This is a genomic window from Bacillus sp. DB-2 (assembly GCF_003315125.1).
In the GTDB taxonomy this organism is placed as follows: domain Bacteria; phylum Bacillota; class Bacilli; order Bacillales; family Bacillaceae_G; genus Bacillus_A; species Bacillus_A mycoides.
The window spans coordinates 1-25741 of sequence record NZ_QNRN01000006.1; the positions used below are offsets into that span (position 1 = coordinate 1).

General features: G+C 36.4%; 25 protein-coding genes. 21 read left to right on the forward strand and 4 right to left on the reverse strand.

The genetic code is table 11. From position 1 onward, the window contains the following. The coding region (locus DET63_RS11430; protein WP_142675679.1) for an RNA-guided endonuclease InsQ/TnpB family protein at window positions 1–1016 on the forward strand (1016 nt) is incomplete at its 5' end. A gap of 167 nt (window positions 1017–1183) precedes the next feature. Next, the gene (locus tag DET63_RS11435) at window positions 1184–1510 is read left to right on the forward strand and encodes a YoqO family protein (RefSeq protein WP_033707110.1); all 327 of its coding nucleotides are present in this window, start codon (window positions 1184–1186) and stop codon (window positions 1508–1510) included. A gap of 32 nt (window positions 1511–1542) precedes the next feature. Here the strand turns inward: DET63_RS11435 and DET63_RS11440 are convergent, their stop codons facing one another. Further along, window positions 1543–2067, reverse strand: a complete 525-nt coding sequence (locus tag DET63_RS11440) for a DinB family protein (RefSeq protein WP_002066772.1) — start codon at window positions 2065–2067, stop codon at window positions 1543–1545. A gap of 85 nt (window positions 2068–2152) precedes the next feature. Beyond that, window positions 2153–3223, reverse strand: a complete 1071-nt coding sequence (locus DET63_RS11445) for a M24 family metallopeptidase (protein ID WP_002066773.1) — start codon at window positions 3221–3223, stop codon at window positions 2153–2155. A 448-nt stretch (window positions 3224–3671) separates the two neighbouring features. On the opposite strand from DET63_RS11445, the gene DET63_RS11450 reads away from it, so the two are divergent. Continuing rightward, window positions 3672–4853 (forward strand): lysozyme inhibitor LprI family protein, encoded by a 1182-nt coding sequence (locus tag DET63_RS11450; protein WP_002066774.1) that lies wholly within the window; start codon window positions 3672–3674, stop codon window positions 4851–4853. A 43-nt stretch (window positions 4854–4896) separates the two neighbouring features. Here DET63_RS11450 and DET63_RS11455 read toward each other — a convergent pair whose 3' ends face one another. Beyond that, the gene (locus DET63_RS11455) at window positions 4897–6606 is read right to left on the reverse strand and encodes an Rqc2 family fibronectin-binding protein (protein ID WP_002066775.1); all 1710 of its coding nucleotides are present in this window, start codon (window positions 6604–6606) and stop codon (window positions 4897–4899) included. 105 nt (window positions 6607–6711) lie between these two features. On the opposite strand from DET63_RS11455, the gene DET63_RS11460 reads away from it, so the two are divergent. The 17 genes from DET63_RS11460 (at window position 6712) to spoVM (ending at window position 24726) form a co-directional block, all read left to right on the forward strand. Next, a complete protein-coding gene (locus DET63_RS11460) occupies window positions 6712–9435 on the forward strand; it encodes a calcium-translocating P-type ATPase, SERCA-type (RefSeq protein WP_113936785.1) in 2724 nt (907 codons plus the stop codon). 99 nt (window positions 9436–9534) lie between these two features. Beyond that, on the forward strand, window positions 9535–10410 hold the full coding sequence (locus tag DET63_RS11465) for a YicC/YloC family endoribonuclease (RefSeq protein WP_002088227.1): 876 nt from the start codon (window positions 9535–9537) through the stop codon (window positions 10408–10410). A 67-nt stretch (window positions 10411–10477) separates the two neighbouring features. Further along, on the forward strand, window positions 10478–10741 hold the full coding sequence (gene remA / locus DET63_RS11470; protein WP_001251456.1) for an extracellular matrix/biofilm regulator RemA: 264 nt from the start codon (window positions 10478–10480) through the stop codon (window positions 10739–10741). Window positions 10742–10754: 13 nt separating this feature from the next. Further along, complete coding sequence (gmk, locus tag DET63_RS11475; RefSeq protein WP_002014492.1) at window positions 10755–11372, forward strand: guanylate kinase; 618 nt, start codon at window positions 10755–10757, stop codon at window positions 11370–11372. A gap of 2 nt (window positions 11373–11374) precedes the next feature. Further along, window positions 11375–11587, forward strand: coding sequence for a DNA-directed RNA polymerase subunit omega (gene rpoZ / locus DET63_RS11480; protein WP_002014493.1), 213 nt, complete (start codon window positions 11375–11377; stop codon window positions 11585–11587). A gap of 196 nt (window positions 11588–11783) precedes the next feature. After that, window positions 11784–12989, forward strand: coding sequence for a bifunctional phosphopantothenoylcysteine decarboxylase/phosphopantothenate--cysteine ligase CoaBC (gene coaBC, locus DET63_RS11485; protein ID WP_113936786.1), 1206 nt, complete (start codon window positions 11784–11786; stop codon window positions 12987–12989). Then, window positions 12986–15391 (forward strand): primosomal protein N', encoded by a 2406-nt coding sequence (gene priA, locus DET63_RS11490; protein WP_002137952.1) that lies wholly within the window; start codon window positions 12986–12988, stop codon window positions 15389–15391. The genes coaBC and priA overlap by 4 nt, the downstream gene beginning before the upstream one ends. A gap of 11 nt (window positions 15392–15402) precedes the next feature. Further along, on the forward strand, window positions 15403–15873 hold the full coding sequence (gene def / locus DET63_RS11495) for a peptide deformylase (protein WP_002014496.1): 471 nt from the start codon (window positions 15403–15405) through the stop codon (window positions 15871–15873). A 22-nt stretch (window positions 15874–15895) separates the two neighbouring features. After that, entirely contained in the window at window positions 15896–16840 is a 945-nt protein-coding gene (gene fmt, locus DET63_RS11500) for a methionyl-tRNA formyltransferase (protein WP_002014498.1), read from the forward strand. Continuing rightward, window positions 16837–18171: a 16S rRNA (cytosine(967)-C(5))-methyltransferase RsmB gene (gene rsmB / locus DET63_RS11505; protein ID WP_113936787.1), complete on the forward strand. Its 1335-nt coding sequence runs from the start codon at window positions 16837–16839 to the stop codon at window positions 18169–18171. Before fmt ends, rsmB begins: the two co-directional genes overlap by 4 nt. Before the next feature lie 4 nt (window positions 18172–18175). Beyond that, window positions 18176–19264 (forward strand): dual-specificity RNA methyltransferase RlmN, encoded by a 1089-nt coding sequence (rlmN, locus tag DET63_RS11510; RefSeq protein ID WP_002014500.1) that lies wholly within the window; start codon window positions 18176–18178, stop codon window positions 19262–19264. A gap of 4 nt (window positions 19265–19268) precedes the next feature. Continuing rightward, window positions 19269–20021, forward strand: a complete 753-nt coding sequence (locus DET63_RS11515; protein ID WP_002137950.1) for a Stp1/IreP family PP2C-type Ser/Thr phosphatase — start codon at window positions 19269–19271, stop codon at window positions 20019–20021. A gap of 8 nt (window positions 20022–20029) precedes the next feature. Then, the gene (gene pknB, locus DET63_RS11520) at window positions 20030–22003 is read left to right on the forward strand and encodes a Stk1 family PASTA domain-containing Ser/Thr kinase (protein WP_113936788.1); all 1974 of its coding nucleotides are present in this window, start codon (window positions 20030–20032) and stop codon (window positions 22001–22003) included. A gap of 270 nt (window positions 22004–22273) precedes the next feature. Then, window positions 22274–23155 carry a ribosome small subunit-dependent GTPase A gene (gene rsgA / locus DET63_RS11525; RefSeq protein WP_002088214.1) on the forward strand — a complete coding sequence of 294 codons (882 nt, stop codon included), beginning with the start codon at window positions 22274–22276 and terminating at the stop codon, window positions 23153–23155. A gap of 2 nt (window positions 23156–23157) precedes the next feature. After that, window positions 23158–23802 carry a ribulose-phosphate 3-epimerase gene (gene rpe, locus DET63_RS11530; RefSeq protein WP_002014505.1) on the forward strand — a complete coding sequence of 215 codons (645 nt, stop codon included), beginning with the start codon at window positions 23158–23160 and terminating at the stop codon, window positions 23800–23802. Between the two features lie 96 nt (window positions 23803–23898). Then, complete coding sequence (locus DET63_RS11535) at window positions 23899–24579, forward strand: thiamine diphosphokinase (RefSeq protein WP_113936789.1); 681 nt, start codon at window positions 23899–23901, stop codon at window positions 24577–24579. A 66-nt stretch (window positions 24580–24645) separates the two neighbouring features. Continuing rightward, window positions 24646–24726, forward strand: a complete 81-nt coding sequence (spoVM, locus tag DET63_RS11540; protein ID WP_001213599.1) for a stage V sporulation protein SpoVM — start codon at window positions 24646–24648, stop codon at window positions 24724–24726. Window positions 24727–24799: 73 nt separating this feature from the next. Here the strand turns inward: spoVM and rpmB are convergent, their stop codons facing one another. Beyond that, complete coding sequence (gene rpmB, locus DET63_RS11545; protein ID WP_000124776.1) at window positions 24800–24988, reverse strand: 50S ribosomal protein L28; 189 nt, start codon at window positions 24986–24988, stop codon at window positions 24800–24802. 378 nt (window positions 24989–25366) lie between these two features. Between rpmB and DET63_RS11550 the strand changes: the two genes are divergently transcribed. Then, entirely contained in the window at window positions 25367–25729 is a 363-nt protein-coding gene (locus tag DET63_RS11550; RefSeq protein WP_002014507.1) for an Asp23/Gls24 family envelope stress response protein, read from the forward strand. Window positions 25730–25741: the final 12 nt, after the last annotated feature.

Here is a 25741-nt window from a genome sequence, read left to right on the forward strand (position 1 = left end):
GGTACTATAAGCTATTTGGAAAATCTGTTTCACAGTTAGCTTTACAGAAACGATTTACAAAGATCAAGAAGCGAAAGAGATATAAGTGGTTAAAAGACATCAATGCACAAGTTCCCAAACAGGCTTCAAAAGATTTTGACAAGGCGAGGAAACATTCGTTCGAAAAGTACAAAAATGGTTATCACACTTCTTATAAATCCAAAAAAGATTTAATCCAAGGATTTTATGCCAATTATGAAAGACTGATTATAGGAAAGAAAGTAGTTGATATTCAGTCCATTGGAGAAGTGAAAACAAGCCAACAACTACCAAGAAACAAAAAACCATCAAATCCAAGAGTTACCTTTGATGGTCGTCACTGGTGGATTAGTGTAGGGTTCGAAGAATCCTTTGAAGCACAAGAATTAACCGATGAGTCGATTGGTGTGGATGTTGGTTTAAAAGAGCTGTTTGTGGCTTCTAATGGTACGAAAGAACGAAATATAAACAAAGATGCCAAGGTTAAAAAACTTTTGAAAAGGAAAAAGTCAGCGCAAAGAGATATGTCTAGGAGATTTACAAAAGGTGTGAAAATTCAGTCTGCCGGATATGAAAAAGCTAAAACTGAGCACCTGCGGTTATCTAGGAAAATTACGAATATCCGAAATAACCATATCCATCAAGCAACAGCTAAATTGGTGAAAACCAAACCAATGAGGATTGTTGTGGAAGACTTATCTATCTCAAACCTGTTAAAAAACAAAAAACTATCGAAAGCATTTTCATTTCAAAAATTAAACTTCTTCTTTCAATGTTTATCATACAAGTGCGAGAAGTATGGCATTGAGTATGTAAAAGCTGATAAATGGTTCGCCTCAAGCAAGATTTGCTCATGTTGCGGGGTGAAATACGACCATTCAGTTCAACCAGAAGGACAGTGGAGTTTAAAAATACGTGAGTGGTGTTGTGTTGGGTGCAATAGCCATCACGATAGGGATGTAAATGCTTCGATAAATTTATCAAGATGGGTAAAATAAATGCTTGATAATAGGAGGTAACGATACTGCCTCGTGTGGAGTGTTATACCCCTCGTCCCTTCGGGGTTGCGAGAACACGATGAAGCACTAACTTGTGTAAATTTGATTGAATTGTATAGATTTAGTTAAGTTTATCGTATCGGTATTATGGTGTACTTGCTTGTTTAATATTATCTATCATTTCAGGACAATTTCTTAAAAGTGAATGGATAGGCGTTATATTATGTATAGGCGTACTGTTTTTTGCTCCTTTGTACCGCTGGAGTGAATGGAAAGCATATAGTCGAAAAAAGAAAATTGTTCTTAGTATCGAGTTTGTATTTGTAATTAGCACGATTCCGTTTTTGTTATTGAAAGGAAATGAGATAATAGATGGAATTGTAATTTTTCAAGGGTGGTTATTTATCGCGAAATTGTTATATTTAATATGCATTCTAATAGCGCTAGCAGTGATTGCTAAAAAAGTAAACGAAAAGTTATTCGTTAATGAATAAAAGAAAATGCCACCTTATTCGGTGGCATTTTCTTACTTTACTGAATGAGCTTTTTGCATCTTTTTAATTAAACGAATTTGTCCGCGATGGTTGATCTCATCTTCAAATACGTGAAACCATTTAAAGTAGTTATTTGCTGGTTTGTCATGCCAAAAGTCGGTCGTTTTAAATAGCCATTCGTCAGGTAAAGACTGAAATGTTTCGATCGTTTTAGAGCGCACTTCTTGTAACGTATTTATGTAAAATTCTATTGAGTTGCCTTTTATTTTCTCACGTCCAAGATTTCCTAACTCAACAGCAGGTAACCAACGTTCTAATTCAGCATCTGTTGGTTCACGATCTTCAAAAGTATGAATTTGGTAGTAAAATTCAATAGCAGCCATATGGTACAAAAGCATACCAATTGAATTTGCTTCATCATCATATAAATAATCAAGTTCTTCAATTGTTAAGCCTTCGACAGCCTGCATTGTTGTATAGCGAGCGTAATTCATCATGGAAACAAGTTTTGAAAACTCAACCTGTAAACCATCTACCTTATCGATTACAAAGTTCAATTAAAATTCTCCCTCTTTAAACAATTACTCCAGAGAAGGAATTCTATGTGTAAAGAAAAAACTCCTGTTAAAAAGTTCATGATTTTTAACAGGGAATGACAATTAGTTCCCGATTTGCCTTTGTAATAACCTCATAGCCCTCTTTTGTGATGACAATATCATCTTCAATTCTACACCCGCCCCAGTTTGGTATATAAATACCTGGTTCAACTGTAACAACCATACCTTCTTCTAAAGTAGCCTTACTTTCTTGGGATAGACGGAGAGGTTCATGAATTTCTAACCCAAGCCCATGACCAGTAGAGTGGCCGAAATATTGACCGTATCCATGTTCTGTAATGTAATCTCTCGTTATATCATCGATACTTTTCGCCGTTTCTCCAGGTTTAATGGCTGCAGTTCCACGCTTTAATGCTTCTAATACAACAGTATATATTTTTTTGAATTCTTCCGATGGTTCGCCAATCGCTACAGTACGTGTTAAATCGGAACAATACCCGTTATAAAGTGCACCGAAATCTAATGTAACGATATCACCGTGCTCGATTATTTTATTCGATGCAACGCCATGAGGAAGTGAAGAGCGAACGCCAGAAGCTACAATAATTTGAAATGATGAGGATGTAGCTCCTTTCTTTCGCATGAAAAATTCTAATTCATCTCGGACATCAGTCTCACTTATTCCTGGCTTTAGAAACGTAAGGATGTGGTGAAATGATTCGTCAGCAATAGTAGCCGCAATTTTCATTGTTTCTATTTCAGGTGTGTCTTTAATAATGCGAATATCTTCGATGATTTCGCACACTTGCACCATTTCCGCATGTATGTATTTTTGTAAGTTTTTATATTGTTGTAATGTCATGTTATTTTCTTCAATTCCAAGTTTTTGAATGTTTAATTTCGATACTTGATTTGCGATTTCTTTTTCTAGATTTCCTTTATGCATAATAATTTCAGCTTCTTTTATTTGTGATTTCGCTTGATCTACATAGCGAAAATCAGTTATAAAAACCGCTTTATCCGCAGAGATTAAGACGACGCCAGCGCTACCTGTAAAGCCTGTTGCATATTGGCGATTTTCTTTTTTAGTAATAAGTAATCCGTCAATTTCATATTTTTGTAGTTGATTTTGGATTTTAGTAATTCTTAAATTCATGTTAATTTCCCCCTTTTCACAGTATTGAATAAAGCAAATAGCGTGCCAAAAGATAACTTTAGAGAAAGGATAGTGGGGAATATATATAAGGGAAGGTAAAGTAAAGTTCTGTCCGCTATTTGTGGGAAGGACTATTTGAAAACTACGGATTGCTTCAAAATATTAGTGAGCAAATGAAAAGAACATCGAATCGTTTTTTTTACACACTGTAAAATTTTTTATACAAATACGAGAAAATAATGTCAAATTTTTTGGAATATCGAAGTCAGGAAAGAAAAGGATAAGCGATTTTTAGAGTGTATATTTGAAAATAACATTAAATTTATTGTTTATTTTAATATGAAAATTAATATATAAATAAAAAATTATTGATACAATAGGTAATTGTTGGGTTTCTCTCGAAGATAGGGATACGTAACGAATAAATAGGATTAAGGAATGTGAGTATATGAAAAAATTAAGTAAAGTAATGTCATTTTGCTTGGTAGTTAGTATGTTTGTTCTAGCAGGTTGTGAAAAAAGTGAAAACAAAGTTCAAGTAAATGAAAAGATTGAACAGCTTGATGAAGCACCAGAAGTGACAGGAAAAGAAGCGAAAAAGATTGTACGAAAGAGCGTAGATAGGATAGCAAACGCTTTTAGTGAGATGGAAAAAGAAAATGGATGGAGCCGAAATAATCCTGGAGATATGGAGACGGCGAAAAAAGGAGTTAAGGGATTAGTTACAGATAAGTTTGTAGAAAATCAGCTTCCTAAGTCGCTTGACACATTTAATAGGTCTAGAGAGACGGATATGTTGCCATTCCCAATTCATATTGAGCCAGACGTGAGAATAACTTGTTCACAGAAAAATGATGTTTTAAAGATTGAGACGCTTATCCTTGCAAATGATATGGGGAATGAAGCGGAGACGTGGGAATTTGTTTTAGTTTATACTGATGGAAAATGGTTAATGGATAAATGGTCATCAAATACGCCAGTAGATTTAAAGTTAACTAAAGAAGAAGCTAACGAAATTCTTAGAGTTCAAGGTTTCAAGAATGTCTCTTTCGTTAGAGAAGAGAATAGTGGAAATAAGAAATATATTTTTAAAGAAAGTAACGGAGTAGTTGCTGTGGATGCCCAAACATCTGTTATTACTCACAATGTAGATGATGAAGAGCAAGAAAAGGTAACGAAACAAGATTTTATTCAAGAGCAAGAAACAGCTAAGGGAAATGATTCCAGTATGTATACTAGTTCAAAAGAAGAGAAGCAGCCAAAAAAAGAATCTTCTTCAGTATTAGGTAAAACTAAGGCTCTAAATGAGTTAGTTGCTCTAGAAAACGAAGAAAAACATACAAATGTTATGTCAACAAATGACATAGTAAATGAAATAGAAGGAAATTATCAACTATGGGATAATAAACTAAATGAAATTTACAGTACATTAAAAAATACGATGTCAGCGGATGCATTTCAATCATTAAAAACAAAACAGATTGCATGGGTTAAAGAAAAAGAAAGAAAAGTTACAGCGATTGGTACAGATCCAAATAAAGGAACGATGAGACGTATAGAGGCTTCGGAAGAGAAATATAAGATGACCAAAGAAAGATGTTACGAATTAGTTAATGGATATATGAACTAAATTAAAGAATGCGTTGCTAGCTAGCAACGCATTCTTTAAGTATTTACGCTTTTAATTTCATTACTGTATCAGCATCTGGTGTTACATATAATGTTTGCTGATTGTCATATGTAACAAATCCAAGTTTTGCACCGCTCGGTTTTTTGACATGGCGTACCTTTGTGAAATCTACAGGAACAGAACTAGAATCTTTTGCTTTACTGTAATAAGCAGCGATTTTAGCGGCCTCGTGTAAAGTCTCTTCCGTAGGTTCAAGAGAACGAATGACAACGTGGGACCCAGGTATGTCTTTCGTATGTAACCAAATTTCATCACGACGGGAGAATTTCGTTGTTAAATAATCATTTTGCTTATTGTTTTTACCGACGAAAATTTCTGTTCCATCACTAGCTAAATATTTGTCCAATACCGGTTTTGTCGGTTTTTTCTTTGTGTTGTTCTTCTTACGATTACGTACATAACCTTCTTCGGCCAGTTCTTCACGAATCTCTTCAATATCTTTTGAAGAAGCAACCTCCATTTGTTGAAGTAAGCTATCAAAATAAAGAATTTCTTCATTTGTTTTTTCGATTTGTTCTTCTACAACAACAACTGAATTTTTTGCTTTTTGATATTTTTGGAAATAGCGTTGTGCATTGTCGGATGGTGTTCTTAAAGGATCTAATGTGATTTTTACAGTCCCACCATTTTCGTCATAATAGTTAACGACTTCTATCTCTTTATCACCTTTTTTCAAAGCGTACATATTGGCTGTAAGTAGCTCTCCAAATAGTTGGTATTTATCTGCTTTTCCGGCATCTTGTAATGTTTTTTCTAGTTTAATTAGCTTCTTTTCGTTTTTTGTTTTTTCATTTTGCATAAAGCGTTCTAAATCGTGAGCTTGTTGTTTTACACGATCGCGCTCTGCTTTACCAAAGAAGAAACGATCTAATAATTCACTAACAGATGAAAATGTTTTTTCGTTTCCTTGTAAGTGAGAAAGAGGGAATAGGTAAAAGAACTCTTTTCCATTTGCTGTTATCATTGCTGGCACGTACTGATGTGTTAGCAAAGGTTTTTGCAAGCTGAAGAAAGCTTCAGATAATGCTTTTTCATTTGCCATACCTGCTTTTTTTACAACTTCTTTTGCAAATAATGGGGAAATTCCCATGAATGCTCCGACAAGTTGTTTGTCCATGTTGCCAGATAAAAAGTCTAGCGGTTTAATAAAATCATTTTCTGTTTCGATAAGAAGCGGATTAATTTTATGTTGTGCCGGTGGGGCAACATATTCAGCTCCAGCATATACAGTACGATGTCGGTTTACCGCTAAAGAAATGTGTTTTAAGCTATCTAAAATAACATTTGTTTTCGTATCTACTAAGATAATATTACTGTGTCGTCCCATTATTTCGATTACTAATGTTTTTACTGATTCGTCACCGATTTCATTACGACTGCGGACTGTAATTTGAATAATACGTTCTAAGTCAATTTGTTCAATTTTTTCAATAAATCCACCTTCTAAATGTTTGCGAAGAAGCATACAAAACATCGGCGGTAGCGCTGGTGAATTGTAGTTTTGATTTGTTAAGTGCATACGCGCATATGTAGGGTGAGATGAAAGAATTAGCTTTTGGTTTTTTCCGTTTGCTCGAATATGTAATAAAACTTCATATTTTGAGGGTTGATATATTTTTGAAATTCTTCCTGTTTGAAGAGAATTTGCAATTTCATGTGTAATTGCTCTTGTAAATAATCCATCGAATGCCATGAATGAACACTCCTTTCTAACTAAAAGTTAATTATAGCATTTTTTTGGACGAGGCTGAATAAGCTTTCATTAGAGTATGTCTGGAATCAGGAGGTCGATGGCAGGATGAACTGGTATGAAATGCGAGCACATGAAGTGGAGGAAAGAACGAATACGAATGTGGAGGTAGGTCTTACAGAGCAAGAAGCAGAGGGCCGATTAAAGAAATTTGGTACAAATGAATTGCAAGAAGCAAAGCGGCCTTCTGCGCTTATGGTGTTTTTAGCGCAATTTAAAGATTTTATGGTACTTGTTTTATTTGGTGCTACAATTATTTCAGCTTTTTTAGGAGAGTATATTGATTCGATTGCAATTGTTGCAATTGTTATTATTAATGGTGTCCTCGGTTTCTTTCAAGAGAGGAAAGCTGAAAAATCGTTGGAAGCTTTAAAAGAATTGGCAGCTCCTCAAGTTACTGTACTAAGAAATGGGAAGTGGATAAAAGCGCCGTCAAAGGCGCTTGTACTAGGTGATATTATTAAATTTTCTAGTGGTGACCGTATTGGCGCGGATGTTCGCCTTGTGGAATCTTCAAGTTTATATATTGAAGAATCGGCTCTTACAGGAGAGTCATTGCCTGTACAAAAGAAGGTAGAGGCGTTACAAGGCCAAGATGTTTCAATTGGTGATCAAAAAAACATGGCATTTATGGGGACGATGATAACGAGAGGTGCTGGAACAGGGGTAGTCGTAGCAACTGGAATGAATACAGCTATGGGGCAAATTGCAAATATGTTGCAAAATGCTGAGCAAATGGAAACGCCATTACAAAGAAGATTAGAACAGCTTGGAAAAATTTTAATTATTGTTGCTCTTATTTTGACGGCTCTTGTTGTACTAGCTGGTGTATATCAAGGAAATGAAGTGTATCACATGTTTTTGGCTGGGGTTTCGCTTGCTGTTGCAGCTATTCCAGAAGGATTGCCAGCTATCGTTACGGTTGCGCTATCACTTGGCGTACAGCGTATGATTAAAAAGAGGGCAATTGTGCGAAAGTTGCCAGCTGTAGAAACGTTAGGCTGTGCTTCTGTTATTTGCTCAGATAAAACAGGAACAATGACACAAAATAAAATGATGGTAACACATATGTGGTCAGGCGGAGAATTGTGGAAAGTAACAGGTCAAGGCTATGAGCCAACAGGTTCGTTTATGAAAGGTGAAGCAGTAATTGACCCTACTAAGACGAAATCACTGTATCAACTACTTACATTTGGCTGTTTATGTAATAATGCGAATGTTATTCAAAAGAAAAAGACGTATGTGTTAGATGGAGATCCAACAGAGGGAGCTCTCGTTGCTGCTGCAATGAAGGCGGGAATATCACGTGAAGCTCTTAAAGGAAAGTTTGAAGTCATTCGTGAATTTCCTTTTGATTCAACTAGAAAAATGATGAGCGTTATCGTTCGTGATCGTGAAGGCAAAAAATTTGTTATTACAAAAGGAGCACCAGATGTTCTTTTGCAAATGAGTCAAACAATTTTGTGGGGAAATAAGCAGCAGCCTTTAAGTGAAATGTATCGAAAAGAAGTGCAGGCAGCGATTCATAGTTTAGGAAGTCAAGCTTTACGAACGATTGCGGTGGCATTTAAACCGTTAAAAGCTACAGATTCAATTGAACATGAAAGAGAAGTCGAGCAGGATTTTATGCTTGTTGGAATACAAGGAATGATAGATCCACCAAGACTAGAAGTGGCGCAAGCGGTGAAAGAGTGTAAGGAAGCTGGTATTAGAACGGTAATGATTACGGGAGATCATAAAGTGACGGCAATGGCAATTGCGGAACAGTTAGGGGTTTTACCGGCGGGTGGACGCGTTGTTGAAGGTGTAGAACTTGCGAATATGGATGTAGAGGCATTAGAAGATATTGTAGAAGATACGTATGTATTCGCTCGTGTGTCTCCTGAGCATAAATTGAAAATCGTTAAGGCGCTGCAAAATAAGGGACATATAGTAGCTATGACAGGTGATGGAGTGAACGATGCTCCAGCTATTAAAACAGCTGATATAGGGATTGCGATGGGAATTACAGGGACAGATGTTGCAAAAGAAGCTTCGTCACTTGTGTTGTTAGATGATAACTTTGCTACGATTAAATCGGCGATTAAAGAAGGTAGAAACATATATGAAAATATTCGGAAGTTTATTCGGTATTTGTTAGCATCTAACGTTGGTGAAATTTTAGTTATGTTATTTGCGATGTTACTGGCACTGCCATTGCCGATGGTTCCAATTCAAATTTTATGGGTGAACTTAGTTACTGACGGTTTACCAGCGATGGCATTAGGTTTGGATAAGGCTGAAGGAGATGTGATGAAGAGAACACCACGCCATCCGAAAGAAGGGGTGTTCGCTAGAGGGCTTGCGTGGAAAATTATAAGTCGTGGTTTTCTAATCGGAGCAGTGACATTAGTAGCGTTTATCATTGCATTTAACCAGCATCCGAATGAATTGAAGTATGCACAAACAGTAGCCTTCGCAACATTAGTACTGGCTCAGCTTATTCATGTATTTGATTGTCGTAGTGAACATTCTATATTTCACCGCAACCCGTTTGGAAATATATATTTAGTAGGGGCGGTTATTATTTCTTTACTGTTAATGCTTGTAGTTATATATTATCCACCATTACAGCCGATTTTTAGCACACTGCCGATACAAGCACGAGATTGGTTGTTAATTGGAGGATTATCATCTATTCCGACCTTCTTATTAGTAGGGTCCTTATTAACAAGAAAAAAGGAGAAAAAGAAAAAGCCGCTGTTATATAAGAAGGGATTAAACTTGAAATAGTCAATGATATGAAAATATGATATAATTTACAGAAGGTAGTAGAGCCTTGTCTCTATTGCCTTTTTCATTGAGTTATTTCATGGCTTGGATGTGATAAAGATGATTTGTAGTATGACAGGATTTGGAAGATCGAAGGTAGAAAACGATACTTTTCAAATAACAGTAGAAATGAAGTCGGTGAACCATCGTTTTTTAGAAATGAGTATTCGGCTTCCGAAGCAAATGATGGCGTTTGAAGACAAGATTCGTAAAATAATTGCAAAGCAAGTTCGCCGTGGACGTATTGAAGTGTCTATTAGTATAACAGGCGAAGGGCTTGTTGAAAGAAAATTAACTGTGAATTGGGAACTTCTCAAGCAGTACCAATCCATTATGGAAGATATAAAAGGGAAATTTCAATTACAAGATTCTATTACACTCGGGCAACTAATGGGAATGCCAGAAGTAACGGCAGTTGAAGAAATAGAAAATGTAAATGAACAATTTGAAACCGGTTTATATGAAGCTGTTCGCCAAGCTGCTCATATGTTGAAAACGATGAGAGATGGCGAAGGAGAACGATTACATAAAGATATAGCATATCGTTTGCAAGAGATTCATAATTGTGTAAATGCAATTATTCCACATGCACCAATTGTTACACAAAAATATCGTGAACGATTAGAAAATCGCTTGAAAGAATTACATAACCAAGATTTAGATGAACAACGATTGTTGACAGAAGTAGCAATATTTGCAGAGCGTTCAGATATCCACGAAGAATTAGTTCGATTACAAAGTCATTTAGATCAATTTCGTGAAGCACTGCAAATTACAGAGCCTGTTGGAAGGAAAATGGACTTCATCGTGCAAGAGATGCATAGGGAAGTTAATACGATAGGTTCTAAGGCAAATGACTTAACAATTTCAAAATATGTCGTAGAAATGAAAAATAACCTTGAAAAAATTCGTGAACAAGTACAAAATATTGAGTAGCTTTCAAAAAATATATAAAGTTATACGTGGTGGAGAAATCGGATAGACTTACTAGGAGGCGCAAACTATGGCCATGCGGTTTTTAAATATTGGATACGGAAATATTGTATCTGCTCATCGAATTATTGCTATTGTAAGTCCGGAGTCAGCTCCTATTAAACGGACAGTACAGGAAGCGCGTGAACATAATGCTTTGCTTGATGCTACGTATGGGAGAAAAACAAGGGCGGTTATTGTTATGGATGATGGGCATGTAGTATTAAGTCCAATTCAGCCAGAGACGATTGCACATCGTTTGAATAATAAAGAAGATTTAAGTGAGGAAGGGTAGGTTTTACATATTTATGAGAAGTAGAAGAGGATTGCTCATCGTTCTTTCGGGACCTTCTGGTGTCGGGAAAGGAACGGTTCGAAAAGAGCTGTTTAGCCATGAAGACACACGTTTTCAGTACTCTATTTCAGTAACGACACGTAAACCGCGTGAAGGTGAAGTAGATGGTGTGGATTATTTCTTTAAAGAGAGAGAAGAATTTGAAGAAATGATTCGTAATGAAAAGTTACTTGAATGGGCTGAGTTCGTTGGTAATTATTACGGAACACCGATTGATTATGTTGAAAAAACGTTACAAGAAGGAAAAGATGTGTTCTTAGAAATTGAAGTGCAAGGAGCAATTCAAGTTAAGAAAGCCTTCCCAGCAGGTGTATTTATTTTCTTAGCACCTCCAAGTTTATCTGAACTAAAGAACCGAATTGTCGGCCGTGGTACAGAAACTGAAGATGTTATTGAAAATCGTTTAACTGTAGCGAAAGAAGAAATCGAAATGATGGACGCTTATGACTATGTTGTAGAAAACGATCAAGTTGAATTAGCTTGCGACCGAATTAAAGCAATTGTGGTTGGTGAACATTGCCGCCGCGAAAGAGTGGCAAAATACTATAAAGAAATGACGGAGGGTCTATAATTATGTTAAATCCATCAATTGACTCATTATTAACAAAAATCGATTCTAAATATACACTTGTAACAGTAGCTGCAAAGCGTGCACGTGAAATGCAAATTGCTGACAATTGTGTTATTGAAAAGCCTGTTTCTTATAAATGTGTAGGTAAAGCATTAGAAGAAATCGATTTAGAAGTATTAAAATATGTACCAAGCGATGACACAATAATTGATTAAGACATTCTTTTCGACAAATTAAAACATAGACTTTATAATTTTCTATGTAACGGTAACAACCTATTTACAAGTAGGTTGTTATTTTTTTATGATAGGGAAGAAATAATCGTAAAAAGGTGGAACAACATATTGGTACTGACGAGCTGAAAATTCTATTTCAGTAGAATAAGTTTGAAAAAGAAAGAGGACGAGTCATATGCTAAAAGGGAAAAAGATACTTCTATGTGTAACAGGAGGCATTGCAGTTTTTAAAGCAGCTGCGTTAACGAGTAAATTGACACAAGCGGGTGCTACTGTAAAAGTAATGATGAGTGAATCGGCAATGAAGTTTGTTACACCTCTTACATTTCAAGCGCTTTCTCGCCACGATGTATATACGGATACGTTTGATGAAAAAGACTCAGCAGTTATCGCTCACATTGATTTAGCGGATTGGGCAGATGTTGTACTTGTGGCACCTGCTACAGCGAATTGCATTGGAAAGTTAGCTGGCGGTATTGCTGATGATATGATTACAACTACTTTGTTAGCTACTACAGCTCCAGTTTGGATTGCACCTGCTATGAATGTGCATATGTATGAAAATAAAATTGTTCAAAAAAATATGATGACGTTAAAAGCGTTAGGATATACATTTATTGAGCCTGGCGAAGGCTTTTTAGCATGTGGTTATGTAGCTAAGGGAAGACTGGAAGAACCTGAAGTGATTATTAAAAGGTTAGAAGAGGTTTTCTCAGAACAAAAACCATTGCAAGGAAAGCGAATATTAATAACGGCTGGCCCGACACGTGAAAAGATTGACCCAGTCCGTTTTATGACGAATTTTTCTTCTGGAAAGATGGGGTATGCGATCGCAGAAGTTGCAGCAAGCTTAGGTGCTGATGTCATACTTGTTTCAGGACCGACAGCATTAGAGTCACCATTACATGTCACAACAATACAAGTAGAATCTGCACAAGATATGTTAGAGGCAGTCCTTCAGCATTATCAGAGTGTGGATGTTGTTATCAAAACAGCGGCAGTTGCAGATTATCGCCCAAAATATGTTCACGATAATAAAATGAAAAAGCAAAATGGCGATGCTGTAATTGAATTAGAAAGAACAGTGGATATTTTAAAAACGTTAGGTGAGAAGAAGGACCGACAGTTACTTATCGGTTTTGCAGCTGAAACGACAAACATAGAGGAATACGCAACGAGAAAATTACGTGAGAAAAATGCAAATATGATTGTTGCGAATGACGTGAAAGCGCAAGGAGCTGGGTTTGGTACGGATACAAATATTGTGACAATGTATAGAAAAGATGGAGAAATCATTGAGCTGCCACTTTTAACGAAAAAAGAAGTGGCTCGTGAAATATTAAAGCAAATAGAAATGATGTTAGAAGATGATTATGTATGAAGTTTGCAAGTGTAATTGTTGATGTACCTGCACGTCAAACAGATCGACCGTTTGATTATATTATCCCTAAAAAATGGGAAGATATCGTGCAAACAGGAATGCGTGTAGTAGTCCCATTCGGTCCGAGGAAATTGCAAGGTTTTATTATTGGCATAAAGGATTCGGTTGAACTAGAAAGTAAAAAGTTAAAAGCGTTGTATGAAATATTAGATGTCACTCCTGTTTTAAATGATGAATTATTAAAACTTGGGTATTGGCTTACAAGTGAAACGTTATGTTATATGATTTCAGCTTTTCAGGTGATGCTTCCGACGGCGATCAAAGCAACATATAAAAAGCGTCTGCAACTTCGTAACCGAGAAGAAGTAGCACCAGAAATTCTTTCTTTATTTCAAGGGAAGGAAACGATAGATTGGGAAGCTATCGAAGCACAGCCGCACCTATATCGCACTATTCAACAAGAAATTAAAAATGGTACGACTGAAGTGGTTTATCAAGTAAAGGATAAAGTGCAGAAGAAGAAACAAAGAGTAGTTCAACCGGAGTTGCCGGCAGATAAATTGGAATTAGCAGCATTTGAACTGAAAAGTAAAAAACAACAAGATGTACTCTATTATTTTGTAGAAAACTACAAAAGTGTACCGTTAAAAAATTTAACAGAAGAATTACAAATAACAGATGCTCCAATAAAAGCACTTGTTAAAAAGGGTCTAATCTCAGAAAAGTATGTAGAAGTATACCGGAGTCCGTATGACGATGATGATTTTGAACAAACGAAACCATTTCCGCTTACTGAGGAACAAAAACAAGTAATTACACCGATTTTGTCATCAATTACAAATGAAACTTACAATCCATTTTTACTATATGGTGTTACAGGAAGTGGTAAGACTGAAGTGTATTTACAATCTATAGCAGCGGTGCTCGAGAAAGGAAAAGAAGCAATTGTGCTTGTTCCTGAAATTGCGCTAACGCCCCAGATGGTAGATCGCTTTAAAGGTAGGTTCGGTTCGCAAGTTGCAGTTCTTCACAGTGCGCTTTCTGTTGGCGAGAAATATGATGAATGGCGAAAGATATTAAGAAAAGAAGTGAAAGTTGTAGTTGGTGCGCGTTCAGCTATTTTTGCTCCATTCGAAAATTTAGGAATCATTATTATTGATGAAGAGCATGAATCAAGTTATAAGCAAGAGGATAACCCAAAGTATCATGCAAGAGATGTAGCAGTGTGGAGAGGACAATACCATAAGTGTCCAATCGTTCTCGGAAGTGCAACGCCGACACTTGAATCGTTTGCTAGAGCGAAAAAAGGTGTCTATGGGTTGCTTACAATGGAAAAACGTATGAACAAACAAGCTTTGCCGACTGTAGAAATTGTTGATATGCGTGAAGAGCTTCGTGATGGAAATCGTTCAATGTTTTCAAAGGCACTGCATGAAAAAATAGCAGATCGATTAGAAAAGAAAGAACAAATGGTTCTCTTTTTAAATAGAAGGGGTCATTCTACGTTTGTGATGTGTCGTGATTGTGGGTATGTCGTACAATGTCCGCATTGTGATATTTCGTTGACATATCACAAAATGAACCATCGTTTAAAATGTCATTATTGTAGTCATGAGGAAAATATGCCAACGGAGTGTCCTGCTTGTAATAGTACGTATATTCGTTTCTTTGGTACAGGGACGCAAAAGGTTGAAGAAGAAATCACAAAACTATTCCCTGAGGCGCGGGTCATTCGAATGGATGTGGATACAACAAGCCGTAAAGGAATGCATGAAAAATTATTAAAGGCGTTTGGTGAAGAGAAAGCAGATATATTACTTGGAACACAAATGATTGCAAAAGGGCTTGATTTTCCGAAGGTGACGCTTGTTGGCGTTTTAACGGCGGATACGATGCTTCATCTACCTGATTTTCGGGCGAGTGAAAAGACGTATCAGCTATTGACACAAGTGAGTGGACGTGCAGGAAGACATGAATTGCCAGGGGAAGTTGTAATTCAAACGTATACGCCGGAACATTACAGTGTAGAATTAGCAAAGAATCAACAATATGATGTATTTTATGAGCACGAAATGCAAATGAGGCAAATGAGACAATATCCGCCATATTACTACGTTGTACTTGTAACTGTATCTCATCCGGAATTATTAAAGGCAGTCCAAGTGACGGAAAAAATTGTCGGTCATTTACGAACGCATTGTTCAAGGCAAACAATGGTGTTAGGGCCGGTTGCTTCAGCAATTCCAAGGATAAAAGATAGATATCGTTACCAATGCATGATAAAATACAAACGGGAACCAAACTTAAAGAACGTGCTCAAAATGGTAAATGAACATTATCAAGCAGAAATGCAAAAAGAGCTACAAATCTCAATTGATTTTAATCCAACAATGTTAATGTAGCGGAGGGAAATATGGCAGTTTTAGAAATTGTAAAGCATCCAAATGAAGTGTTAGAAACACCATGCGAAAGAGTAATTAACTTTGATAAAAAGTTAGTGAAATTGTTAAAAGATATGCATGAAACAATGTTAATTGCAGACGGAGTTGGTCTAGCTGCGCCACAAGTGGGGGTAAGCTTACAAGTTGCTGTTGTTGATATAGGTGATGATACGGGTAAAATTGAATTAATTAATCCTGTTATTTTAGAAAAACGTGGTGAACAAGTAGGTCCCGAAGGCTGCTTAAGCTTTCCGGGACTTTATGGTGAAGTGGAGCGTGCAGATTACATTAAAGTACGTGCACAAAATCGTCGCGGTAAAATATTTTTATTAGAAGCGGATGACTTCTTAGCGCGTGCAATTCAGCATGAAATCGATCATTTACACGGTGTTTTATTTACATCTAAAGTGAAAAGGTATTATGAAGCAGGCGAATTAGAATAGGTTTAAAAGGAGCGGTTTTTGAATGATGAAAGTAGTATTTATGGGGACACCGGACTTTTCTGTGCCGGTGCTTCGTCGTCTTATCGAGGACGGATATGACGTAGTTGGTGTTGTAACGCAACCTGATCGTCCAGTTGGTAGAAAAAAGGTTTTAACACCTACTCCTGTTAAAGTAGAAGCGGAGAAACATGGTATTCCAGTAGTACAGCCGTTAAAAATTCGTGAAAAAGACGAATATGAAAAAGTATTAGCACTAGAGCCAGACTTAATTGTAACAGCAGCATTTGGACAAATCGTACCGAATGAAATTTTAGAAGCGCCAAAGTATGGATGTATTAATGTCCACGCATCATTACTTCCAGAACTTCGCGGTGGTGCACCAATTCATTATGCGATTATGGAAGGTAAAGAGAAAACAGGTATTACAATTATGTATATGGTAGAAAAATTAGATGCGGGCGATATATTAACGCAAGTAGAAGTAGAAATTGAAGAGCGTGAAACAACAGGTTCATTATTTGATAAGTTAAGCGAAGCAGGAGCACACCTTTTATCTAAAACGGTTCCTTTACTAATTCAGGGTAAACTAGAACCAATTAAACAAAGTGAAGCTGAAGTGACGTTTGCATATAATATAAAACGTGAGCAAGAGATAATTGATTGGACAAAAACAGGTGAAGAAGTATACAATCACATTCGCGGATTGAATCCATGGCCAGTTGCTTATACGACTTTGGCAGGACAAGTTATTAAAGTATGGTGGGGAGAGAAGGTCTCTATTACAGAGAAAGCTGAACCAGGTACAATAGTAGCTCTTGAAGAAGATGGATTTGTTGTTGCAACAGGGAACGAGACAGGCGTTAAAATCACTGAATTGCAACCATCTGGTAAAAAGCGTATGAGTTGTTCACAATTTTTACGTGGGACAAAACCTGAAATTGGTACGAAGTTAGGAGAAAATGCATGAGACAAAATGTTCGTGAGTTAGCTCTGGATGGCTTAATTCAAGTAGAAAAAAGTGGTGCGTATAGCAACTTACTTTTAAATAATTTGATTGAAAAAAATACAATTGACAGAAAAGATATTGGTTTATTAACTGAAATGGTATATGGAACAATTCAACGTCGTGACACACTAGATTATTATTTACAACCATTTTTAAGAAAAAAGGTTGAAGCGTGGGTAAGAGTGTTGCTTCGCCTATCTCTATATCAAATGCTATATTTAGACCGAGTTCCAGAAAGAGCGGCTATTCATGAAGCGGTTGAGATTGCAAAGCGTCGTGGGCATAAAGGGATTTCAGGCATGGTGAACGGAGTATTGCGTTCAATTCAGCGAGAAGGTGTACCTTCGTTAGAAGAAATCGAAAATCCAGTAGAACGACTTGCGATTGCAACGAGTCATCCAATGTGGCTTGTACAAGAATGGGCATCCGAATATGGTTTAGAGACAGCAGAGAAAATGTGTGAAGTAAATATGTTGCCACCTGTACCAACAGCACGTGTAAATGTTGATAAAGTAACGGTAGAAGAAGCGGTTGCGTTATTAGCTGATGAGGGTATAGAAGCAAAACGTGGCGAATTGTCAGAGGATGCAATTCAAATTGAAAGAGGAAATGTCGCACATACAGAAGCGTTCAAAAAAGGTTTCCTTTCTATTCAAGATGAAAGCTCAATGCTTGTAGCACGTGCTTTAGAACCGAATAAAGGAGATTCAGTTCTAGATAGTTGTGCTGCTCCTGGCGGAAAAACAACTCATATTGCAGAGCGTTTGGACGGAACTGGTAAGGTAATGTCGCTTGATTTACACGCACATAAAGTACGTTTAATTGAACAACAGGCGAAGAGACTTGGTTTAGAAAATGTAGAAACGATGGCTTTAGATGCTAGAAAAGTTCAAGAGCATTTTGCAAATGAATCTTTTGACAAAATATTAGTAGATGCACCATGTTCTGGATTTGGTGTTATTAGACGTAAACCTGATATTAAGTTAGGTAAAGATAAGGGCGATAGTGAAAGGTTATCAACGATTCAACTTGCGATACTAGAAAAAATAGCACCATTGTTAAAACAAGGTGGTCGCCTTGTTTATAGTACGTGCACAATTGAAAAAATAGAAAATGAACAAGTAATAAAGCAATTTTTACAAGAGCATCCTGAATTTGAATGGGATACTACGATAAAAGATCGCATGCCAGAAAAGTTAAATCCGTATATTGATGAAGGTCAAGTACGAATTTTACCGCATTATTTTGCAACAGATGGCTTTTATATTGCTTGTTTAAGAAAGAAGGTGTAGCATCATGGAAACGACTGTAAAAAAACAAAAGAAAAATCTAGAAACAAAGAAACCATCAATTTATTCTTTACAACTTCATGAAATGCAAGATTGGTTAAAGGAACAAGGAGAACCTAAGTTCCGTGCAGGACAAATTTTTGATTGGCTATATAAAAAACGTGTAAAAAATTATGAGGATATGTCAAACCTTGCTAAAGGATTGCGCGATAAATTGTCGAATTCCTTTGATATTACTACTTTAAACACTTTAGTAAAACAAACGTCTTCGGATGGAACGATTAAATTCCTATTCCAGTTATACGATGGATACTCTATTGAAACTGTACTAATGCGACATGAATATGGAAATTCCATTTGTGTAACAACACAGGTGGGTTGCCGCATTGGCTGTACGTTCTGTGCTTCTACACTTGGTGGGTTAAAACGAAACTTAGAGGCTGGAGAAATTGTAGCGCAAGTAGTAGAAGTTCAGCGCGCGCTTGATGAAACAGAAGAACGTGTAAGTTCTCTTGTTGTTATGGGAATTGGAGAACCATTTGATAATTATGATAACTTAATGTCATTCTTACGCATTGTAAATCATGAAAAAGGAATTCATATTGGTGCAAGACATATGACAGTTTCAACAAGTGGAATTGTTCCGAAAATTTATAAGTTCGCTGAAGAAGATATGCAAATTAATTTTGCGATTTCATTGCATGCTGCAAATACAGAGATACGTTCAAAATTAATGCCGATCAACCGTGCTTATAAGCTACCTGATTTAATGGAAGCTGTTAAATACTATGTAAATAGAACAGGGCGTCGTATTACATTTGAATATGGCTTATTTGGAGGAGAAAATGACCAAGTTGAGCACGCTGAAGAACTTGCTGCGCTCTTAAAAGGTGTAAAATGTCATGTAAACTTAATTCCGGTAAACTACGTGCCAGAACGTGATTATGTACGTACGCCACGAGAGCAAATTTTCTTGTTTGAAAAGACGCTAAAAGATCGTGGAGTGAATGTAACCATTCGCCGTGAACAAGGTCATGATATTGATGCAGCCTGCGGTCAGTTGCGTGCAAAGGAGCGCAAAGAAGAGACGAGGTGACTAGATGAAAGCCGTGTTTCTATCGGATAAAGGAAAAGTTCGTCAACATAATGAAGATAGTGCAGGAGTTTTTCGCAATTTAGATGGAAATATTTTAGCGGTAGTAGCAGATGGAATGGGAGGTCATCGAGCTGGCGATGTAGCTAGCTCGATGGCTATTCAATTATTCCATGATTATTGGAAGCAAACGCATAATATGAATGAGCCTAAAAAGGTAGAAAAGTGGTTACATACTAACGTTGGAATTATTAATGAGCGCATATATGCTTACTCTCAGCAGCATGTAGAATGTAATGGCATGGGAACAACGGTTATCGTGGCGATTTGTACACCTAGTTTTGTAACAATAGGTCATATAGGAGATAGTCGTTGTTATATGGTATCAGAGGGAGAAATATCGCTTGTAACGGAAGACCACTCACTTGTAAATGAACTTGTTAGGCACGGTGAAATTTCAAAAGAAGATGCAGAATATCACCCGAAAAAGAATGTTCTGTTAAGAGCGTTAGGAACAGAAGAAAAAGTCGGACTAGATGTTAAAACATTGGTGCTCGAAGAAGACGATCAATTGCTTCTTTGCTCTGATGGATTGTCTAACAAAGTCCCTATGGCTGATATGCAACAAATTTTACAATTGAATGAACAGCTCGAGGCGAAGGGAGAGCATCTCATTCAATTAGCAAATGATCGTGGTGGAGAAGATAATATTACCCTCGTTATTATTGATTATACGGATTCGACAAACGAAAGTAGGTGAAGTGCAACGTGCTGATTGGAAAACGCTTAAATGACCGTTATAAGCTGCTGAAAATGATTGGCGGTGGAGGAATGGCCAATGTATATTTAGCTCATGATGATATACTTGGTCGAGATGTAGCGGTAAAAATATTAAGACTCGACTATTCAAATAATGAAGAGTTTATTAAACGTTTCCATCGAGAAGCGCAATCTGTTACAACGTTGTCGCATCCAAATATTGTGAATATGTATGATGTTGGGGAAGAGGATGATATATATTATCTTGTAATGGAATATGTACCTGGACGAACATTGAAGCAATACATAATTGATCGGGGGATGTTACCGATAGGAGAGGCTCTTGATATAATGGAGCAGTTAACGTCCGCTATGGCACACGCCCATCATTTTGAGATTGTACATCGTGATATTAAACCGCACAATATTTTGATTCGAGATGACGGAGTGGTCAAAGTAACAGACTTTGGAATTGCGACAGCTACAAGTGCAGCAACGATTACACATACAAATTCGGTGCTCGGTTCGGTGCATTATTTATCACCAGAACAAGCGCGCGGTGGTATAGCGAATAAACAATCAGATATTTATTCACTTGGGATTGTTATGTTTGAATTGTTAACAGGAAGACAACCGTTTTCTGGTGAATCTGCTGTTGCAATTGCGTTAAAACATTTACAAAATGAAATGCCATCTCCAAAAAGATGGAATGAAAATATTCCACAAAGTGTTGAAAATATTATATTAAAGGCAACTGCGAAAGATCCGTTCCATCGATATCAATCTGCTAACGCGATGAAACGAGATATTGAAACAGCACTATACCCAGAACGAATAAATGAACAACCATTTTACATACCAGAAGATATGGAAGCAACGAAAGCGATTCCAATTATTCAACAAGAACAACTATTTCAAAATGTAAGTGATGAAACGATTGTATTAAAAGGAAGTAAAGTGGATGAACAAGTAAGAAAAGAAGAGACCAAATCAGGTAAGAAGAAAAAGCGAAATAATAAATGGCTGAAAGTTTTAATTACAACATTTTTACTTTTAGCGATAGGGATAACTTTAGCACTTACTGTTATTCCAGGCTTCTTTATTCCGAAAGATGTGAAGGTTCCTGATGTGGCTGGTATGAAATATACGACAGCTGTAAATACATTAGTTGAAAAAGGTTTTGAAGTTACTGAACCTAATCTTGTATATACAGATGATGTTGAAGCCGGAAAAGTGATAAAAACAGATCCTATAGCAGGAAGAGTAGTGAAAGAAAACTCTAAAATTACTATCTATCAATCAGGTGGGAAAAAGAAAAGTAAGATGCGTGATTTGACAGGAAAAGATTTCGAGAGTATAAGAGCTGAGTTAGAAGAAAAATATAAACAAGTTACAATAAATTATATTGAAAATGATAAGCCGAAAGGTGAAATTGTAGAGCAAATACCAACGCCTGATCAAATGGTTATAGAGGCAGAACAAGAACTGAAAATTTGGGTAAGTAAAGGACCTTATCAAATAAGACCAGGTGATTTTTCAGGATGGACTGAAAATAGTGTAAAAGGTTATTTAAATGAAAGAAAGCTTGTTTCTGATATAAAAAGAGAGTATTCAGATACGATTGATAAAGGTCTTGTTATTTCACAGTTACCAAAGCCTGGGACACCTTTAAAAGAAGGAGATAAAGTATCGATTGTTATCTCCGATGGTCCGAAGCCTAAAGTGACGAAAACGGTAAAAGTGGATAACATTTCTATCCCATATGAAGCTTCTGCAACAGGTGAGAAAAAGCCGCAAACAATAGAAATTTATAAAGAAGATATGCAGCAAAAAATGGATAAACCAGTTGAAACGAGAACAATTACTGAGTCAGCGATTATTTCTTTAGAGTTTGTAATTCAAGAAGGTGCAAAGGGACACTATAAAATTGTCCGAGATGGAGTAACGATTATGGACAAGGAAGTACCATATCCAGCTCAATAATAGTGAATTCCATCGTCCTTATATAGAAGATGGAATTTATTACTCTTGCCTGTTATGCTGTCTACATCGTGGACTGTATAACAGGCAAAAATATATGATTCAAAAAGCTGTAAAAGTGATACTGTTATAAATAATATTTCAAATTTGATGGTAGATTAAATATATGAACCTGGATATATATTTGGTGGGCTTTGAAATAATTGTTTAAAGAACGCTAGTCTATTCATATTTAATTGCAGTTTCATTTTATACAAAATAAAGGAGAACTATATGCCAGAAGGAAAAATTGTAAAAGCTCTAAGTGGGTTTTATTATGTGCAGAATGAGGAAGGGATTACACAATGTCGTGGGCGTGGTGTATTTAGAAAGAATAAAATTACGCCACTTGTAGGAGACCAAGTTGTTTTTCAAGCGGATAATCCGAGTGAGGGTTATGTGTTAGAAGTATTTGATCGGAAAAATGAACTTGTTAGACCTCCTATTGCTAATGTTGATCAAGCTATTCTTGTTTTCTCAGCGGTAGAACCAGATTTTAATCCAGGACTGTTAGATCGATTTTTAGTATTAATTGAATATCATAACATCAAACCAATTATTTGTATTAGTAAGATGGATTTAGTAGATGAAAAAATGAGAGAAACTGTTGAATCTTATGCAAATGATTATCGTGAAATGGGTTATGATGTGTTGTTTACTTCTATAAATACATCGGAAAGTATTGATATTCTGAAACCATTCTTAGAAGGTTGTATTTCCGTCGTTGCAGGCCAATCTGGTGTTGGGAAATCTTCAATGCTAAATGTATTACGTCCAGATTTAGAATTGAAAACTAATGATATTTCTTCACATTTAGGACGTGGAAAGCATACGACAAGACACGTAGAATTAATTACAGTTGGAAGCGGACTTGTTGCGGATACACCTGGTTTTAGTTCGCTTGATTTCATAGATATAGAGGTAGAAGATCTTACATATTGTTTTCCAGAGTTGAAAGAAGCGAGCCAATACTGTAAATTTAGAGGGTGTACACACCTTGCTGAACCGAAATGTGCGGTGAAAGCTGCGGTTGAAGAAGGAAAGATTACCGAATATCGTTATAAGAATTACAAACAATTCGTAGAAGAAATTAGAGAGAGAAAGCCGAGGTATTAGTCATGATTAAAATTGCACCATCGATTTTATCAGCAGATTTTTCAAGATTAGGGGAAGAGATTAAAGATGTAGAAAAAGGCGGAGCTGACTACATTCACGTCGATGTAATGGATGGGCATTTCGTACCAAATATTACGATTGGACCATTAATTGTAGAAGCAATCCGTCCGATTACATCATTACCGTTAGATGTACATTTAATGATTGAAAATCCTGATAACTATATCCCAACTTTCGCAAAAGCGGGAGCGGATATTATTACTGTTCACGTAGAAGCGTGTCCTCATTTACATCGTACAATTCAGTTAATTAAATCTCATGACATTAAAGCAGGGGTTGTATTAAATCCGCATACTCCAGTTTCAACGATTGAGCATGTATTAGAAGATATAGACATGGTATTACTTATGACAGTAAACCCTGGATTTGGCGGACAGAAGTTTATTCATTCTGTATTACCGAAAATCAAACAAGTTGCAGAAATGGTTAAAGAGCGAAATCTAGAAGTGGAAATTGAGGTTGATGGTGGTGTCAACGCTGAAACGGCAAGACTTTGTATTGAAGCAGGAGCGAATGTTCTTGTAGCGGGATCAGCAGTATACAATCAAAAAGACCGCGGTGAAGCAATTCGTGTAATTCGCGGATAAAGAACGAACCTTTATCCTAGTGAAGCTTCTAGTTCATTAAAACTTCACTATTTATACATGTTAGAGTGACAAATAAGGAGAAAGGCAATCTACCGAATGGCAGATTGCCTTTTTACAATAGAAGGGGAAGGAAAAATGATTATTCATATTTTAGCGGGAGGACCTGCAGAATACTGCGCAGATTTTTCTCGGTATGAAAATGGAGAAGTAGTTTGGGCGGCCGTTGATAGAGGAGTGTACCGTTTGTTGAAAAGAGGAATCACTCCGTCTGTTGCGTTTGGGGATTATGATTCAGTTACTGATGAGGAATTAGCATGGATGAGGCAGCAAACAAATGAATTACATATTGTCCCGCGAGAAAAAGATCAAACAGATTTAGAAATTGCAATTAGCTGGGCTTTAGAACAGAAACCAAAGTTAATTCGTATTTTTGGTGCTACTGGTGGAAGACTTGATCATGGTTTAGCAAATATTCAGATGCTTTTAAAGGGATTAGAAGTAAACATAGAAATGTGTATTGTGGACAATAAAAATGAAATAATGGTGAAAAAGTTTGGTATGTATATAATTGAAGGAAACGAACATTTTCCATACGTATCATTTGTACCAGTTACTGAAAGGGTAGAAGGTATTACACTTCACGGTTTTAAGTACCCTCTTACTAATAAAACAATAGAGTGGGGATCGACACTTTGTATTAGTAATGAACTCATTGAGGAAAAAGGTAATTTTTCATTTACTTCTGGCATATTAATGATGATAAGAAGCACTGATTGAAGAAACAATTTTGCTCCTTGCATCATATAGTGAACAAGTGGAGTAATGGGGATTAGGAGGGAAACCATGAGATTTTATACAATTAAGTTACCTAAATTTCTTGGTGGAATTGTTCGTGCGATGTTAAATACCTTCAAAAAAGACTAAAAAAAGCACCTATTACCGGTGCTTTTTCCAATGGTATAATAAAAAAAGAGCCTAGCGGCTCTTTTTTTTATTATTAAACACGTTCGATTTTGCCAGATTTTAATGCTCTAGCAGAAACGTAAACACGTTGAACTTTTCCGTCGATGCGTACGCGAACTTTTTGAAGGTTAGCGCCCCATTTACGTTTTGTAGCGTTCATTGCGTGAGAACGAGAGTTACCAGAACGAGCTTTTCTTCCAGTGATAGCACAAACACGAGCCATTTATATTTCCCTCCCTTAACTACCGTAACATACGTAATTTTTCAATGTTAGCCTTTTATGCGATGCTAAAAACACTACTATAATTTAACACAACTAAAAAGAGAATGCAACACCGTAGGAAAAAGAAATCAAGAAAAAATACTTGACACTATATGTCAATGAAGAAAAGGTGAAATCAAGAAAAATTGCTTGACATATTATAGTGGTACATGTTGTATAATAACAATGGACTATTTTGCTCATCATAAAAAAATGTAATTTAAAACATAAAATATGAGAGTGAAAAAGAAAGAACGATGGAATTTTCTTTAAAAAGATTATATGATAGTAACTAAAGTAGTCTAGCTCACTTTCACCATTTATGAAGGGGGAAACGAGATGTCAATTGAAATTAAAACGAAGTACGGTCAAATTGATATTAGTACAGATGTAATTGCAACAATTGCTGGAGGTGCCGCAGTAGATTGCTACGGTATCGTAGGTATGGCATCAAAAAATCAGTTAAAAGATGGATTAACAGAAATTTTACGAAAAGAAAACTTCACTAGAGGCGTTATTGTTCGTAAAAATGAAGATGAAGTACATATTGATATGTATATTATTGTGAGCTATGGTACGAAAATTTCAGAAGTAGCACATAACGTGCAGACTAAAGTGAAATATACATTAGATCAAACTGTAGGACTAGCAGTAGATTCTGTAAACATCTACGTACAAGGAGTTAAAGTAATAAACTTGTAATGTGCATTAAGG